Annotated in this window: 11 protein-coding genes; 2 read left to right on the forward strand and 9 right to left on the reverse strand. The window is 70.6% G+C overall.

From position 1 onward, the window contains the following. Position 1: 1 nt before the first annotated feature. From WME90_RS39975 to WME90_RS40010, 8 genes are all read right to left on the reverse strand, one after another. On the reverse strand, positions 2–2,251 hold the full coding sequence (locus tag WME90_RS39975; protein ID WP_437277335.1) for a complex I subunit 4 family protein: 2,250 nt from the start codon (positions 2,249–2,251) through the stop codon (positions 2–4). A 7-nt stretch (positions 2,252–2,258) separates the two neighbouring features. Next, positions 2,259–4,850: an NADH-quinone oxidoreductase subunit L gene (locus WME90_RS39980; protein WP_437277336.1), complete on the reverse strand. Its 2,592-nt coding sequence runs from the start codon at positions 4,848–4,850 to the stop codon at positions 2,259–2,261. A 210-nt stretch (positions 4,851–5,060) separates the two neighbouring features. Beyond that, the gene (gene yihA / locus WME90_RS39985; RefSeq protein ID WP_437277337.1) at positions 5,061–5,828 is read right to left on the reverse strand and encodes a ribosome biogenesis GTP-binding protein YihA/YsxC; all 768 of its coding nucleotides are present in this window, start codon (positions 5,826–5,828) and stop codon (positions 5,061–5,063) included. Continuing rightward, positions 5,825–6,163, reverse strand: a complete 339-nt coding sequence (locus tag WME90_RS39990) for a gamma-butyrobetaine hydroxylase-like domain-containing protein (RefSeq protein ID WP_437277338.1) — start codon at positions 6,161–6,163, stop codon at positions 5,825–5,827. The genes yihA and WME90_RS39990 overlap by 4 nt, the downstream gene beginning before the upstream one ends. 254 nt (positions 6,164–6,417) lie before the next feature. After that, complete coding sequence (locus tag WME90_RS39995; RefSeq protein WP_437277339.1) at positions 6,418–7,419, reverse strand: Gfo/Idh/MocA family protein; 1,002 nt, start codon at positions 7,417–7,419, stop codon at positions 6,418–6,420. Then, entirely contained in the window at positions 7,416–7,817 is a 402-nt protein-coding gene (locus WME90_RS40000; RefSeq protein ID WP_437277340.1) for a hypothetical protein, read from the reverse strand. The genes WME90_RS39995 and WME90_RS40000 overlap by 4 nt, the downstream gene beginning before the upstream one ends. A gap of 55 nt (positions 7,818–7,872) precedes the next feature. Then, positions 7,873–8,826 (reverse strand): acetyl-CoA carboxylase carboxyltransferase subunit alpha, encoded by a 954-nt coding sequence (locus WME90_RS40005; protein WP_437277341.1) that lies wholly within the window; start codon positions 8,824–8,826, stop codon positions 7,873–7,875. 128 nt (positions 8,827–8,954) lie between these two features. Next, complete coding sequence (locus WME90_RS40010) at positions 8,955–10,841, reverse strand: adenylate/guanylate cyclase domain-containing protein (protein WP_437277342.1); 1,887 nt, start codon at positions 10,839–10,841, stop codon at positions 8,955–8,957. A 268-nt stretch (positions 10,842–11,109) separates the two neighbouring features. On the opposite strand from WME90_RS40010, the gene glpK reads away from it, so the two are divergent. Together glpK and WME90_RS40020 are read left to right on the forward strand one after the other, a co-directional pair. Beyond that, entirely contained in the window at positions 11,110–12,621 is a 1,512-nt protein-coding gene (glpK, locus tag WME90_RS40015; RefSeq protein WP_437277343.1) for a glycerol kinase GlpK, read from the forward strand. Between the two features lie 276 nt (positions 12,622–12,897). Continuing rightward, entirely contained in the window at positions 12,898–13,716 is an 819-nt protein-coding gene (locus WME90_RS40020; protein ID WP_437277344.1) for a UPF0158 family protein, read from the forward strand. Positions 13,717–13,811: 95 nt separating this feature from the next. Here the strand turns inward: WME90_RS40020 and WME90_RS40025 are convergent, their stop codons facing one another. Next, complete coding sequence (locus WME90_RS40025) at positions 13,812–15,140, reverse strand: carbohydrate porin (protein ID WP_437277345.1); 1,329 nt, start codon at positions 15,138–15,140, stop codon at positions 13,812–13,814. Positions 15,141–15,496 lie beyond the last annotated feature (356 nt).

A 15,496-nucleotide genomic window follows, 5' to 3' on the forward strand; every position in this document is an offset into this window, starting at 1 on the left:
CTTACCTGGCGCTGGCGAGCGCGCCCTGGCTCGGCGAGGCGCCCTCCTCCGGGCCGCCCGCGCGGGCGAACGCGGCGCCGCCCGCGCCGGACGCGCCGGCGATCTGGGACTGCCCCGGCCTGTCCACGAGGCGGTGCACCTCGAGGGCCCCGCGGTCGATGAGGCTGAGCAGCGGGCGCGGCCAGAAGCCGAGGAGGAGGACGAGCGCCGCGAGCGGCGCGATCGACGCCAGCTCTCGCCCGCTGATCTCCGGGAACTTCCCGCCGAACGGCTCGAGGTACTTGCTCTGCCGCCACGACGCGCGGAACGTGCCGAGGAACATCCGCTGGAGCGCCCAGAGGTGGTAGGCCGCGGTGAGGATCACGCCGATGGCGGCGAGGATCGTGAGGGCGCGGTAGCGCGGGAAGGCGCCGATGAACGTCATCGCTTCCCCCCAGAAGCCGGAAAGGCCGGGCAGGCCGAGCGACGCCATGAACGCGAAGCCGACGAGCGCCGTGTAGAGGGGCATCTCCGAGGCGAGGCCGCCGAACCTGTCGATGTCGCGCGTGTGCACGCGGTCATAGACGACGCCGACCAGCGTGAAGAGCATCGCCGTGATGAGGCCGTGGTTGAACATCTGGACGAGGCACGCCTGGATGCCCTGCGGCGTCATCGCACCGAGCGCCAGCAGCGTGAAGCCCATGTGGCTGACGGAGGAGTAGGCGACGAGCTTCTTCAGATCGCTCTGCGCCATGGCGCAGAAGGCGCCGTAGAGGATGTTGACCACCCCGAACGCCGCCATGGCCGGCGCGGCCCACTGCGTCGCATCGGGCAGCAGGGTGAAGTTGATGCGGAGGATGCCGTAAGTGCCCATCTTGAGGAGCACCCCGGCGAGGATCACGCTGATCGCCGTGGGCGCCTCCACGTGGGCGTCCGGCAGCCAGGTGTGGAACGGGAACATCGGGATCTTGATGGCGAACCCGATGAAGAGCCAGATCCAGACCACCTTCACCGCGGCGACGCCGAGGATCGTGAGCCCCTGCGCGGTCCACGCGACCCGCGAGAGCTCCGGGATCGAGAAGATGCGCTCGGTGGCCTGGCCGTCGACCAGGTAGGTGTGGCCGGCGTTCAGGTAGAACCAGATGAACGCGAGCAGCATGAAGACGCTGCCGGCCAGCGTGTAGAGGAAGAACTTGATCGCCGCGTACTCGCGCCGCGGTCCGCCCCAGATGCCGATGAGGAAATACATCGGCAGGAGCATCACCTCCCAGAAGACGAAGAAGAGGAACAGGTCGAGCGCGATGAAGACGCCGAACATCCCTGTGACGAGCAGGTTGTACATGGCGAAGTAGCCCTTGAGCTGGTCCTTGACGCTGTAGCTCGCGAGGGCGCCCACGAACGAGATCAGCGCCGTCAGCAGGACCATCGAGATCGACACGCCGTCGACGCCGACGAAGTACTCGACGCTCAGCGAGCGGATCCACACGCCGTGCTCGATGAACTGGTATCCGTCGTTCCCGTCGGCCCTGGTGAAGCCCCGGTCGAACTGGGCGTAGAGCCACGCCGCGAGGACGAGGTTCACGCCCATCAGCACGACGGTCATCAGCCGTAGCTTCCTGTCGTCCTTGTAACGCAGGAGGTGCGCAAGGAAGATCGCGACCACGCCGAGCAGCGGCAAGAACGTCATGATCGAGAGGATGTGGTCGCCGACGAAACCGCTCCCGCGCTCGGCGTGGATGCCCATCGCGAGGGTCCGCGCTACCTCCAGCGCGCCGGCCGCGCCGGCCGCGACCGCGTCCGACTCGACGACGACGTGCCCGTAGAGCTCGCGCGCGCGCACGCCAGCGGTCTTCCACCGCACGACGACCTTCCGGCTCGCGCCCGGCGGGAGGGTCGCCGAGCTGCCGCCGCCCTCGAGCTCCGCGCTCACGCCCGGCGGGACGCGCGGGTCCTCGGGGGACGAGCGCACGATCACCCGCGTCACCTTCAGCGGGCCGTCGCCGCGGTTCTCGATCGTGAACGAGCCGACGTGGTCCGGCCCGCTCGCGGCGAGCTCGACCGGCGCGCCGGGCGGCTCCGCGCGGAGCGCGATCTGGCCGCGCGGCCCGAGCGCCCTCGGCGCATCGAGGGTCTGCGCCGGCGCCGGCGGCGCTGCCCCGAGCACGACGCAGAGCGCGGCCAGGAGGGAAATCAGGAGCTTCATCGAGGTGGACCTGGCCGATCTCGCGAGGGCGAATCCGAGACGCATGCTGAGGATGGAGAGGTTCGACATCGGCCGTTCACCGCAGGAAGTAATGAACGATGCTGAACAAGGCGACGCCGCCCAGGAGGAAATAGACGTAGCTCTGGATGCGCCCCGTCTGGAGGGAGCGGAGCTTCGCCCCGGCGCTCAGCGTGCCCTCGGCGACGAGGTTCACGACGCCGTCGACGAGGTACCTGTCGATGGCGCCGGTGACCCAGGCGGCGGCCCGGGCCAGGACCGCGACGCCGTTGACGATGCCATCGACGATCCAGCGGTCCATCTCGGCGAAGACGAGGCGCAGCGAGAGGGCGGCGCGCACCACGGTCGCGTCGTAGATCTCGTCGACGTAGTACTTGCTCGAGAGGAGCTGGAAGCCCGGGAGCCGCCGCTCCTCTTCGGCCCAGCGCGGGGAGCGACGCGCGCCGTAGCGGGCGCGGGCGAGCGAGAAGGCGACGATCGCGCCGCCGACGGAGAGCGCCATCAGCGCGAGCTCGAGCCCAAGCCCGTGGCGCCGGAACGAGACCTCCGCGTGGGCGAACACCGGATGGAGCCACGCCTCCAGCAGGGGCTCGCCGTGGCCGCCGACGAAGTGGCTGGAGAAGCCGAACACCGCGCCCGCGCACGCCGACAGGACCGCCAGCACCGCGAGCACCCAGGTGATCGCCGGCGGCGACTCGTGGACCTGGGTCGCGATCTCCTTGCGGGCGTGGGGCCCCTCGAACGTCAGGAAGTAGCTCCGCCACATGTAGAACGAGGTGCCGAGCGCCGCCGCGAGGCCCATTCCGTAGATGAGCAGCCCCGGGATCGGGCCGGTGTTCTCGGTGCCGAACGCCTTCCAGAGGATCTCGTCCTTGGACCAGAAGCCGGCGAAGAACGGGATAGGCGCGGCGGTGATGGCGAGACACGCCGCCTGGTACGTCCGCGCCGTGAGCGGCATGACGCGGCGGAGCCCGCCCATGTTGCGCATGTCCTGGGCCGCGGCCTCGTCGTGCTCCACGGCGTGCATCCCGTGGATCACCGAGCCGGAGCCGAGGAACAGGCAAGCCTTGAAGAAGGCGTGCGTCATCAGGTGGAACACGGCGGCCCAGTACGCGCCGACGCCGACCCCGATGAACATGAAGCCGAGCTGGCTCACCGTGCTGTAGGCGAGCACCTTCTTGATGTCGTACTGGAAGAAGCCGATCGTGGCCGCGAGGAGCGCCGTCGAGGCCCCGATCAGCGCGATCACCCCGCTCGCGACCGGGCTCAGCGAGAACAGGAAGCTGAGGCGCGCGACCATGTAAACGCCGGCCGTGACCATGGTGGCGGCGTGGATCAGCGCGGAGACGGGGGTCGGACCGGCCATCGCGTCGGGCAGCCAGACGTACAGCGGTATCTGGGCGCTCTTGCCGGCCGCGCCGACGAAGAGGAAGAGGCAGGCCAGCGTGACCAGCGCGACGCCCCACACCGTCTTCGACTCGAGACCATCCTTGAGGAACGCCTTGCCGCTCGCGTCCTTGATCACGAGCTGGTCGTGGATCTCGCGGAACGTGACCGTCGAGCCCACGGTCGCCACAACGACCTCCTTGCCCGGCTCGACGCGCACCCGCTCGATCGCGGCGATCTCGACGCCATCGCCGCCGATCACGGCGCCGTCGCCCGGCACGATCACCACGGAGTGCGCCCCGGCGTCGATCTCCTTGCGGACAAAGGGGGACACGCCGAACGGCTGCGGGCGCGAGGCGAGCTGCGCGGCGTCGGCGATACCGAGGTACACGCGCGCGCCGGGATGACCGGTGAAGGTCAGAGTTCCCTTCGCCCCGGCGAGCGGCTGCGCCCTGCGCTCGCCCGCCTTGGCTCCGGCGCCGTCGCGCGCATCGGTGGTAGCGGCTCCGTGTTCGCCGTGCGCCTCCGCGGCCACCGCGACGAAGCGCGCACGGTAATCGGAGAGGAACCGGCCGTCGTCGAGCCATTTGGCGCCGAGGCCCCAGAAGAGGAGCGCTAGGCCGCACACGAAGCCCCAGTCGCCGACCCGGTTCACGACGAAGGCCTTCATGCCGGCAGAGGCCTTCTTGTAGTCCTTGTACCAGAATCCGATGAGCAGATAGCTGCAGAGGCCGACGCCCTCCCAGCCGAAGAACATCACGATGAAGTTGTCCCCGAGGACGAGGAGCAACATCGAGAAGACGAAGAGGTTCAGGTAGGTAAAGAATCGCCAGTACGCCGGCTCCGCCTCCATGTACGAGGCGGCATAGACATGGATGAGCGTGCCGACGCCGGTGATGATCAGCGTCATGAGGCAGCTCAGCGGATCCATCACGAACGCGAAGTTCGCGTCGAGCGATCCGATGCGGACCATCTGCCAGGCAAAGCTGTAGAGCGCGCGTTCCCCCGGCGCGAGCCCGACGAGCTGGACGAAGCTCGCGAGCCCGAGAGCAAAGGCGCCCAGCATGGCGCCCACGGCGACGAGCGTGACGCCGGAGCTCCCGATGTGGAGCCGCTTCGACACCTCGCGACCGAACGCGCTCCGCTGCAGCGCGCGGCCGAACAGCGCGTTCACCAGCGCGCCGAGCAGCGGCAGGAGCGGAATCCACCAGAGCGGCGTCAGCGACGTGTGGACGTGCGTGACCTGGCCGGAGTAGTCGGGCATCGTAGGGGCAGCCGGTGAGAACGTGAGCCGGCGCGCGCGTTTTGCTCTGCAAACGCGGCGAGCCAGCGTGACAGTCGGCCCTTGTGACTCCCCCGCGGAACCGGAGGAGCCGCACGTTAATGGAGGGCCACAGGGCGGGTCAATACTTCCATCGGCCCTGTTCCACGGCGAGACGCGCAGCTCCTGCGCGCGTCTCGCACCGCCGCGAGGTCACCCGTCGGTCGTCTGCTTGGCGTCGTCCTCGCGCGCCGCGCCGCTGCTCGGCGACGCGGCGGCGCTGCCGAGCAGCGTCACGCGCCGGATCGCGAGCCACAGATCCCGCCTGCCCTCGCCGGTGATCGACGAGAAGCCGACCGCGCGGCGGAGGGCGCCGCCCGCCGTGCGCGGGGCCGCTGAGGACAGCTGGTCCAGCGCGCGCCGGACGGACGAGCGCTGCACCTTGTCGATCTTCGTCGCGACGAGGAGGAGCTCCACAGGCCGCCGCGCGACGTCGCGGGACGCCTCGATGAAGCGGATGAGCTCGAGATCGTCCTCCTCGAGGCCGCGCCGCGCGTCGACAAGGAGCAGCACCGCGGCGAGCGTGACGCGCCCGCGCAGGTACCCCTCGATCAGCGACGCCCACATCGCTTGCTCGGACTTCGAGCGCCGGTTGAAGCCGTACCCCGGCAGATCCACGAGCTGGAACACCGCGCCGTCGCGCGCCCGCGCCTCATAGAGGTTGATCTGCCGCGTCGAGCCGGGGTTCGAGCTCGTCCGGACGAGCCCTTTGCGCTCGACGAGCGTGTTGATGAGGCTCGACTTGCCGACGTTCGAGCGCCCCGCGAACGCCACCTCCGCGCTGACGGGCGGGGGGAGCGACGCGAGCGAGCCCGCGCCGGCGACGAACGCCGAGTCGACGATCTGGAACGGATCGAGCTGCCGCTCGGCGCGCGCCGTCGGAGCAGCTTGAGGCTTGGGAGCGCGGCGGGAGGCTGTCACTTGGAGCGAGGGGGTTGGAACTGCGGCTTGCACTCGTCGCACTGGCAGAGCGAGCGCAGGTACCGGAAGGTGTAGATGCCCGAGTCGTGCCGATCGCCCCACGTGAACTGGAGCGCGTAGTTGCCGACCTGCTCGATCTCGCGGACGTTCAGGTCGCCGCCGGGCACGAAGTTGATCGTGCCGCCGTGCCCCTGGCAGTTCGCGCACGGGCAGTAGCCGCGCAGGATCTCGTGCGGAAGGACGCCGCGGTGGCCATCGGCCCAGTGGATCTCCATCACCCGCGCTCCGTGCGGCGCCTTGACCTGAGTGGGAGTGATCTTCGGATCCTGCGCCATCGTGCCCTTCCAGCCGACGGCAGTACCACGCCGATCCGGCGCTGCAAAGCGCCGCGGCGCGTCGACCAAGCGCCGCTCGGCTTTTCTCGGATCTCGCGACGTCTCCGAGGTTTCCAGGGCTCCCGCCGAGCCCGACCGCGCCCGCGCTCTCCGCGCTCTCCGCGCCCTTCCGGGCACCTCGGAGCGCGTCGCCCCCATGTCCGAGGCGGAGCGGGCCGCGGCTGCGCAGGGACTCAGCTCCTCAGCTACCCAAGTCACCCTGTGGCGACCACCCGCGCATCGACGGGGGCGAGCGTCGCCTCGACGCGCTCGAGGATCCTCACGACCGCGGCGCCCTCATCGAGCGGCGTCAGCGGCGGCGCGCGGTCCTCGACGCAGCGGAGGAAGTGCTCGAGCTCCACGGAGAGCGGCTCGCGCCACGGCACCTCGAGCTCGCGCCCGGCCGTCGCGAGCGCGTCGCGCCCGGCGCGCTCGCTGACCGGCGCGCCCGCCGCGGCGCCGCGCGCGTCCAGGAACACGATGCGATCGGGCGCGCGCACGTCGTCGAAGACCGCGACGCGCGCGCTGCCGGCGAGCCGCAGCCGCCGCTCCTTTGTCGGGCTCGACGAGCAGAGCTCGATCCGCGCCGCGAGGCCGCTCTCGAGGCGCGCCTCGAGCGTGACGTGCTCGCCGCACGGCGAGACGTGGGCCCGCGCCTCGGCGAGCGGGCTCGAGTCGATCGCCGAGAGCAACGAGAGGTCGTGCGGCCCGAGCGTCCAGAGCGCCGAGCGGGCGCCGCCGACGCCGCCGACGCTCATCGAGAGGCGCGCCGCGCTGAAGCTCACGAGATCGCCGAGGCGCCGCTCGCGCGCGAGCGCGACGAGCTGCACCACGGAGGGGTGGTAGCGGAGCAGGTGGCCGACCATGCCGATCCGGCCGAGCGCCGCCGCGCGGGCGGCGCAGCGATCGGCCTGCGCGGCGCAGAGGGCCAGCGGCTTCTCCACGAACACGTCGGCGCCGGCCTCGATGGCGCGCAGCGCGAGCTCGGCGTGGCTCGCCGCGGGGGTCGCGATGATCACCGCGTCCACGCGCGCGGCCAGCGCCTCGTCGATCGTGCGCACGAGCCGCGCCCGCGGCGCGAGCGCGCGCGCCCGCGAGAGGCGGCCCCGGTCGACGTCGGCCACGGCGATCACGCGCGCCCGCGCGTTCTCCGACAGCGCGCGGAGGAGCTTCTCCCCCCACCGCCCGCAGCCCACCAGCGCGACCCGGACGCTCACGGCGCCCCCGGCGCGGCGGCGGACTCGGCCGGCCGGCGCGCGAGCTCGCCGAGGATCACCTCGCCCTCGGCGTTGCCCGGGTGGATCGAGGGGCCGTTGATGTCGACGAGGAAGTCGTACCGCGCGCGCGCCTCGCCCGCGATCGTCGCGCTCACGCGGACGTGCTGGAAGCAGGCCGACTCGGTCGCGGCGCTCCAGGAGGGCGCGCTTCCCGGGTGCCGCGCGCCGATCGCCTCCGGCACGCTCCGGCCGCCCTCGGGGCGGTACTGCTGCACGATGCCGAGCGCGGCCCTGCGGTCCGAGGCGTTGAACCTCGACTGCACCCAGAGGACCGCGCCGCCGGCGACGGCGCTGGTGCCCACGAGCAGCAGCATCCGCAGCGCCTTGCCGTAGTCCATCCGCGAGCCGTATAGCCCCGGCGCTCGGGGAGAGCCAGCCGGGGCGACGCGCCGCCTAACCCACGAACGAACCGAGCCCGCGGAACCTGCGGTACCGGTCGTCGACGAGCTCCTCCGGGCCGAGCCCGTCCATCGACGTGAGCGTCGCCCAGAGCGCCTTGTCGAGCCGCGCCGCGGCGTCGTCGTGGTCCTGGTGCGCGCCGCCGGTCGGCTCCTCGACGATCCCGTCGACGACGCCGAGCTGCAGCAGGTCCGGCGCGGTGATCTTGAGCCGAGCCGCGGCCTCGTCGGCGCGGGAGCCGTCCTTCCAGAGGATGGCCGCGCAGCCTTCCGGCGAGATGACCGAGTAGCAGCTGAACTCGAGCACCAGCACCCGGTTGGCGACGCCGAGCGCCAGCGCGCCGCCCGAGCCTCCCTCGCCGATGACCGTCGCCACGATCGGCACCCCGACGCGCGCCATCGCGGCGAGCGCGGCGCCGATCGCCTCGCTCTGGCCGCGCTCCTCGGCGCCGATGCCCGGGTAAGCGCCCATGGTGTCGATGAACGTCAGGATCGGGAGCCCGAACCTGTCGGCCATCTCGTAGAGCCGGATGGCCTTCCGGTAGCCCTCCGGGTGCGGCATCCCGAAGTTGCGCTTCACGTTCTCCTTCGCGCCGCGCCCCTTCTGGTGGCCGACCACCACCACGCTCCGCCCGTGGTACGTCGCGAGCCCGCCGACGATGGAGCAGTCGTCGGCGAAGCGCCGATCGCCCCTCAGCTCGACCCAGTCGGTGAAGAGCCGCTTGATGTAGTCGAGCGTGTACGGCCGGTTCGCGTGCCGCGAGAGCAGCACCTTCTGCATCGGCGTGAGGCCCGCGAAGATCTCGCGCGCCAGCCGGCCCGTGTTGTCCTCGAGCTGGGCGAGCTCCGGCTCGAACCGCGGATCCGCCGCGGCGAGGGCGCGCAGCTCCCGCACCTTCTCGATGAGCTCTGCGACAGGTTTCTCAAAGGGTAGGATCGAAGCAGCCACGGCGCGGACCCTAACGCTGCAGCGGGCGGACGGCTACGGCGCTGTGCTGCCGCGCTGCATCGTCCATGGGATGACGCACGGGTGCGCGCGCGCCTCGACCGAACGGCCGAGGCGGCGCGTCATCGCGGTCATTCGGGCAGGGCGTTCGTCGGCTCGGCCTGGATGAAGGCGTTCGCCGGGACCTGCGAGATCGGCCGGCTCCGGATGACGTTGTAGATCGGGATCGGCTTGTCCTTGCCCTTCACCTTGGCGGGCTGGAGCTCCTCGGTCTCGAACCTGCCCCCGAGCTGCGCGTACGTGCTCTCGCTGATGACGATCTGGCCGGCCAGCGCGATCGAGCAGAGCCGCGCCGACGTGTTCGCCACGTCGCCGATCACCGTGTAGCTGAGCGCCTTCGAGCTCCCGATGTACCCGGCGACGAGCGGGCCGGTGTGGATCCCGATGCCGATCGCGAGCGGCAGCTCGCCCAGCTCGAGCCGCTCGCGGTTGAACTCGCCGAGCACCTCGCCCATCTTCAGGGCGCACTCCACGCTGCGGACCGCATCGTCCCGGTGGGCGACCGGCGCGCCCCAGAGCGCCATGATCCCGTCGCCCATGAACTTGTCGAGCGTGCCTTCGAACTGGAAGATCGTGTCGACCATCCGCTCGAAGTACTTGTTCAGCATCTCGACGAGCTCCTCCGGCCGCTTGCTCTCGGCCATGCGGGTGAAGCCGCGGATGTCGCTGTTGAAGACGGTGCACTCCTCGACGTGCTGGCCGCCCTGCTTCACGGCGAGCTGGCCGCTCAGGACGCGCTCGGCGATGTTCGGCGAGAGCAGCCGGCGCAGCTGCTCGCGCGTGACGATCTCGTTCTCGATCTTCTTCCCGAGGATGTTGATCTCGATGAACATCGCCGCCTGGTAGGCGATCGCCGTCACCAGCTCGAGGTCCTTGGGCTGGAACTGCGCGAGCGTCTCGGAGTCGAGCCAGAGTACGCCGAGCACCTCGCTGTTGTGCTGCAGCGGGGCGACGATCGCCGAGCTGATCCTGTTCAGGATCATGCTCTTGCCCTTCGACGCCGCGAAATCCATCGCCGCGTCGTGGGTGAGCACCGCGGCCCGCTCGTGCACGACGTGGTTCAGGATCGTCGACGAGACGCTGATCGGGGCCGTCGTCCCGTCGCGCCGCTGCATGGCCTGCGGCGTGAGCTCGCCGTTCTCGTTGCGCAGGAAGATCACCCCGCGGTCGGCGCGGATGAACTTGAACACGCTCGTGAGGATCTTCTCGAGCAGCTTCGTCGTGTCGCGCTCGGCGGCGATCTCGCGGGACAGCTCGTGCGACAGGCGCAGCCGCTCGTAGTCGGCGCGCAGCTGGTTCATGTCGTTGGCGATCCGATCGAACGCCAGGAACCCCTTGTCGACCGCGGCGATCTGGGTCCCGATCTGCCGGGCCTGATCGTTCACGTCGATGCGGGTGCCCTGCGCGACGTACGAGCCGCCGTGCGCCCCCGAGCGCCCCGGCAGCGGCGCCGTCCCGCCCGGCCCGGAGCCCAGCGGCGGCGGCGGCACGTACGGCGGCGGCCGCGTCACCGGCGGCGCCGCCGGCGTGCCCGGGAGCGGCGGTTGCTGCGGCTGGCGCGCGTACGGCGGCTGCTGCGGCGGATACCCGTGGCCCTGCGGCTGCGCCGGCGGCGCGCCCGGGTGGTTGACCACGGGCGGCCAGCCCGGAACGAGCGGCGGCGCCGCCGGGGCGCCCGGGTCGTCGAAGCGGCCGCGCGTGGACCCCAGGGCGATCTCGTCGCCGTGTTTGAGCGGCGCTTCGCCCCGGACACGCTCGCTGTTGATGAACGTGCCGTTCAGGCTCCCCAGATCGCGCAGGACGAAGTGATCGCCCCGCTGCTCGATGATGCAGTGCTCCTTCGAGACGATCTTGTCGAGCAACTGGATGGAGTTGTTCGGGTGGCGCCCCAGCGAGTTCACGGGTCGCAGATCGATCGCCTGCTGGCCCTCGGCGGTCTGCAGGATGAGGCGGGCCATTGGTTCTGGGAGATTACCCAGCCGGGCACGGACCGACAATCTTTCCGGCCGAAGTCCAGCACCGTCCGAGGGGAGCGGACGTGCCGGGCCGCGTGAAATGAGCCTCGGCCTGCTGGAAACACGCGCGCCGAGCTCGACCGCCCGGGGCGGCTGTCGTCGGCTGTCCTACGAATACCTGACCGGATGATTAGCCTACCGAGGCCTGCATCTCATGGAGGCGCCGCCTGGAACGGCTATGCGCCCACATGCCGCCGCGTTAGTCGGCCGCATGGATTCCGCGTACCTCCTCGCGATCGATCAGGGCACCACCGGGACGACATCGCTCCTCATGGACACGTCGGGCGCGACGCTGGGCCGCGCCTCGCGCGAGTTTCGCCAGCACTTCCCGGAGCCGGGCCTCGTCGAGCACGACCCGGAGGAGATCTGGCAGAGCGTTCAGGATGCCGTGGGCGAGACGCTCAAGGCGGCGGGCGTGGCCGGCAGCGCGATCAAGGCCATCGGCATCACGAACCAGCGCGAGACGACGCTCGTCTGGGAGCGCGCGACCGGGCGCCCGATCCACCGCGCGATCGTGTGGCAGGACCGCCGGACGGCGGCGCGCTGCGCCGAGCTCCGCGCCGCGGGCCACGAGCAGGCGGTCGAGGAGACCACCGGCCTCGTGCTCGATCCGTACTTCAGCGGAACGAAGCTCGCGTGGATCCTCGACGACGTGCCCGGCGCGCGCGCGCGCGCCGAGCGCGGCGAGCTCTGCTTCGGCACCGTCGACAGCTTTCTCATCTGGCGGCTCTCGGGCGACGCGGCCGGCGGCTCGCCGGTGCACGCGACCGACGTCACAAACGCGTCGCGCACCCTGCTCATGAGCCTCGCGTCGCTGAGCTGGGACGACGCGATGCTCGCGATGCTCCGGATCCCGCGCCCGCTCTTGCCGCAGATCGTCGGGTCGGCGGGCCGCATCGCGGCGACTCGCGGCTTCCCTCACCTGCCCGACGGCATCCCGATCGCCGGCATCGCGGGCGACCAGCAGGCGGCCCTGTTCGGCCAGGCCTGCTTCGCGACGGGCGACGCGAAGTGCACCTATGGCACCGGCGCGTTCGTGCTGGCCAACATCGGCGGTCGCCCGCTCAGGAGCCGCTTCGGCCTGCTCACCTCCGTCGGGTGGAAGATCGGCTCCGAGGTGGTCTTTGCGCTCGAGGGAAGCGCCTTTATCGCCGGCGCGGCGGTGCAGTGGCTCCGCGACGGCCTGGGCCTCATCAAGAGCGCGGCGGAGATCGAGGCGCTCGCCCGCAGCGTGCCCTCGAGCGAGGGCGTCACGTTCGTCCCGGCGCTCTCCGGCCTCGGCGCCCCGTACTGGGATCCGGACGCTCGCGGGATCATCTCCGGGGTGACGCGCGGCACGACCGCGGCGCACCTCGCCCGCGCGACGCTCGAGGGAATCGCGCTCTCCGTGACGGATCTCGTGCGGGCCATGGCCGACGACCTGGGCCACCCGCTGCGCCGGATGCGCGTGGACGGCGGCGCCGCCGCGAACGACCTGCTCATGCAGCTCCAGGCGGACGTGGCGAACGTCGCTATCGAGCGCCCCACCGACCTGGAGACGACGGCGCGAGGCGCGGCAATGCTCGCTGGGGTCGGCGCCGGCCTCTTCCTCACGAAGGAGGACGCGGCCCGCATGTCCCGTGTGGGGCAGAGCTTCCAGGTCGCGATGAGCGAAGCGGATCGATCCGCCCACCTCCACCGCTGGGCCGACGCCGTCGCCCGCACGCGCTCGCAGCGCAGCTGAGCACTCGCCGATTCCCCTGAATTTCCACGCTGTTTTCCGCTTGAACCAGGTCTTCCGAAGCTCGCTCCCGAGCCGTCATCGCGCCGCGGCTCGGCGGCCGAACGGGCTTCCGGATCAAGGAATCAACCCTAGGTTGCGAGAGTTAGGCCCAGAAGCCCCCAACCAGCGTAGAGTGCTATGACGACGGCGCATTTCCGTTCAAACTTGGTGCACTTGAACCGAGGCGCGCGGCCAGCCCACCGCCGCCTCGCTGCTTTCGATGGAGACGAGGAGGACATGCCGACTACCGAGAATGCTTCAGCCGGCGGGACGGCCGTTCGCGACATCCCGATCGACTGGGAGGCGCTGGAGGACGCCTTCGAGAACAACGCCCCAGAGGTGCACTCGTACCTGCACCTCGGCACGGGCGACGTGCTGCGGGTGGTCGACGGCGTGGCGGATCCGCAGATGCACGCGCGCATCGCCGCGGACACGAACTACCTCCGGATCGATCCCGTGAGCTCGCGCGAGCAGTACCGCTGGATGGAGCGCTACATCCCGATGGTGGAAGACATGGATCTCCAGGCGAAGCTCAGCCAGGCGATCGATGGCAAGGGCGCGTTCCGTCGCTTCAAGGATGTGTTGATGTCCTACGGTCCGGAGCGGGAGCGCTGGTTCGCGTTCCGGAGCGAGCGGCTGCGGATCTTCATGGAGGCGTGGCTCAGCGCCCACGCGCTGAACCCGGTCCCTCGCCCGCTCTGGGTGCCGGAGGTGCCGGCCCGCCCGGAGGCGGCCGTCCCGGCAGCACCTGCGGTGGAGGCGCCGGCGCGCGAGCGCGAGCGCGAGCGCGAGCGCGAGCGCGAGCGTGAGGAGACGCGGGAGCCCCGCCGCGGCGGCAAGAGCGTGGAGAGCCTGCGGAAGAACCTCCGCGACATTGCCGAGGCGCTCGGCCCGCGGGATCTCGACACGCTGACGGCGTTCGCGGAGTTCCTGAAGGCGCGCCGCGCGGCGCGGTCGTTCGCGCACCACTACCACGAGGCCCATGGGCCGGCCGATGACGATGCCGGGCCTGCCTCGCAGGAGATCGCGAGCGAGTCGCGCAGCGACACGGCGTGAGGGCGCGCCGCCGGCGCCGCGATCGCGGCGCCGGGGCGCTGGCCTGAGGGTGGGATGGGAACGGAGGGGAGCGGCGGCTTCGAGCGCCGAGCGGTCTAGAAGTACCAGTCGGTGCGCGCGCCGATGTACTGGCCGATGTTCGACCCGGTGTTCGCCGAGGCGCCAACCCGCTGCAGGTAGCCGGACAGCGCCTGCTCCTTCGCCGCGTCGTTGTAGATGGCCATCGAGTAGATGAGCTTGAAGTGCGGCCGCGCGCCGGTGCTCAGCTCGCCCGTCGGCACGAGGGTCGGGACGACCGAGAACTTGATCGCGGTGCCCATGTCGAGGTCGCCGTCCTTGCGCCCCTGGAACGAGGCCTCGACGACGGGGTGGAAGTTCTTGTGCGCGAAGATCGTGGCGTTCGCCTGGACCGAGAAGTCCATCTGCTTCTCGTGGGGGCCGCCAATCACGGGCGCAGCGCCATCGGGCGCCTCGTACGCCGCCTTCGTGTAGTGGAAGGTGGCGAGGCCTTCCAGCGCGGCGGCGTCGCCGATCCGGAAGCCGAGGTGCTCGACCGCTTCGACGCCGAAGGAGCCCGAGTAGGTGCCTTCGTCGTTCGGGTTGCCCCAGGTCTGGTACGTCTTCGCGCCGCCGGCGGCGCCGTTGGCGATGCCGGTGCCGAAGCGCACCGCCGTGTCGCTCCAGTTGCCCTGGCCGAGGCCGAGGTGGAGCTTCGCGCCGATGACGCCGCCGAAGTCCGCCGGCGCGTTGTCGGGCACCGCCCACCCCTCGCTCAGCTTCGCGGCCGGCAGGACATGGAACTCGCCGTGGACCTTGACGTGGTGCTTGGCCTCGCCGCCGAACTCCGCCTTGTAGTTACCGGCGAAGATGGTGCGGAAGCGCTCGAGGCCCCCGCCCGGCGCGTCGCCGTTCACGTCGACGTTGTAGGGGGGGGTGGTGGCTCCAAAGCCGCGATACCCGAGGATCGCGAGCTGCAGACCGCCGTACTTGATACCGCCGCCCTGGCCGCTGAGGTCGTCGAGGTAGAAGTAGTCGCCGATGGGCGCGTACTGCTCGCGGAAGAACTTCGCGCCGCCCCAGACGCTGAGGCCCGGGACGAGGAAGTTGCCGGCCTCGATGTACGCCTGGTTGAACTGCACCGTGATCGACTGGCCACCGTTCGACGAGGGCTGCATGAACGGCCCGCCGTACTGGTTCCAGATGGCGAAGGTCATCTCGGACTTCACGTAGAAGTCATCCGGCGTCGCGCCCTTCACCACGTGCGCGACGAACGACGGCTCGGAGTAATCGCCCTCTTCGTAGCGGCCGCCGATGCCGAACCCGAGCAGGTTCAGGGACGCGCCCTGGACGTTCTGCCCGTAGACCGGGGACCACGCCATGCCGAGGCGTGAGTACCAGTGCCACTCAAAATTCTCGCTCCCCACCGCGTGAGCCGACCGCGGCGCCGCCGTGAGGCAAAGGGCGGAGACGGAAAGCAGCCCGAGGGCTCGGACAGCGGCGCGCCGACCCGCGATTCGCTTGCTGGGGACCGACGACCTGTCTCTCATAAGTGATGTCATCGAACGACGCTCCTATCCATTCTCTGGGAGTGTGCTTGGGGTGATGGGAGGTGATTCGGCCTGATGGCCAAGCGCGGCAGAGGAAGCGGCCTGTCAAGAGAATCTAAGTTGACTCTGTGGGTGTAGAGCCACCCGCTGCCACACATGCGGGGCCCGCGGGGGGCACAGTTAACAGGAACGTTCTGTTCATGTCAAAGGTCTCCGAACCGTCTTCAGCAGTT

The organism is Sorangium sp. So ce375 (assembly GCF_051473855.1).
Lineage (GTDB): Bacteria > Myxococcota_A > Polyangia > Polyangiales > Polyangiaceae > Sorangium.